The organism is Streptomyces scabichelini (assembly GCF_011045015.1).
GTDB lineage: Bacteria > Actinomycetota > Actinomycetes > Streptomycetales > Streptomycetaceae > Streptomyces > Streptomyces scabichelini.
In genome coordinates this window covers 1-1,138 of the sequence record NZ_JAAKZY010000468.1, presented here as the reverse complement: position 1 = coordinate 1,138, position 1,138 = coordinate 1, and the positions used below count along the sequence as shown (strand labels likewise).

General features: G+C 72.8%; 1 protein-coding gene. It reads right to left on the bottom strand.

Translation table 11 applies throughout. The annotated features are described in order from the left end of the window. The coding region (locus G5C60_RS50725) for an acetyl-CoA carboxylase biotin carboxylase subunit (protein ID WP_165271099.1) at positions 1-1,138 on the bottom strand (1,138 nt) is incomplete at both ends.

Here is a 1,138-nt window from a genome sequence, read left to right as displayed (position 1 = left end):
TGAACGGGTCGCTGGTGAACGCCGGGTCCGCGACGACCGCCCGGTGGAAGGGGATGGCGGTGGCCATGCCCTCGACCTGGAATTCGGCCAGTGCGCGGGCGGCCCGCTGCAGCGCCTGCTCACGGCTGGCACCGGTGACGATCAGCTTGGCGAGCAGCGAGTCCCAGGCCGGACCGATCACCGAGCCGGACTCCACCCCGGCGTCCAGGCGCACCCCCGGACCCGACGGCGGGGCGAAGGTGGTGACCGTGCCGGGCGCGGGCAAAAAGCCCCGGCCCGGGTCCTCGCCGTTGATGCGGAACTCGAAGGAATGGCCGCGGACCGGCGGGTCGTCGTAGCCCAGCGGCTCGCCGTCGGCGATGCGGAACATCTCCCGCACCAGGTCGATGCCGGTGACCTCCTCGGTCACCGGGTGCTCCACCTGCAGACGGGTGTTGACCTCCAGGAAGGAGATCGTGCCGTCCACCCCGACCAAAAACTCCACGGTGCCGGCGCCGACGTACCCGGCCTCCTTCAAGATCGCCTTGGAGGCCGCGTACAGCTGCTGGTTCTGCTCCTCGGTGAGGAACGGCGCCGGGGCCTCCTCGACCAGCTTCTGGTGGCGGCGCTGCAGCGAGCAGTCCCGGGTGGAGACGACCACGACATGGCCGTGCCGGTCGGCCAGGCACTGGGTCTCCACATGCCGCGGCTTGTCCAGGTAGCGCTCCACGAAGCACTCGCCGCGCCCGAAGGCCGCCACCGCCTCACGGACCGCCGAGTCGTACAGCTCGGGCACCTCCTCCAGGGTGCGGGCCACCTTCAGACCCCGGCCGCCGCCGCCGAAGGCCGCCTTGATGGCGATGGGCAGGCCGTGCTCCTGGGCGAAGGCCACCACCTCCTCCGCGCCGCCCACCGGGTCCGGGGTGCCCGCCACCAGCGGGGCGCCCGCGCGCTGCGCGATGTGCCGGGCGGCCACCTTGTCACCCAGGTCGCGGATCGCCTGCGGCGGCGGGCCGATCCAGGTCAGGCCCGCGTCCCCCACCGCCTGCGCGAACTCCGCGTTCTCCGAGAGGAAGCCGTAGCCGGGATGGATGGCATCCGCCCCCGAGTCCGCGGCCGCCTGCAGCACCTTGGCCATGTCCAGGTAGCTGGAGGCCGG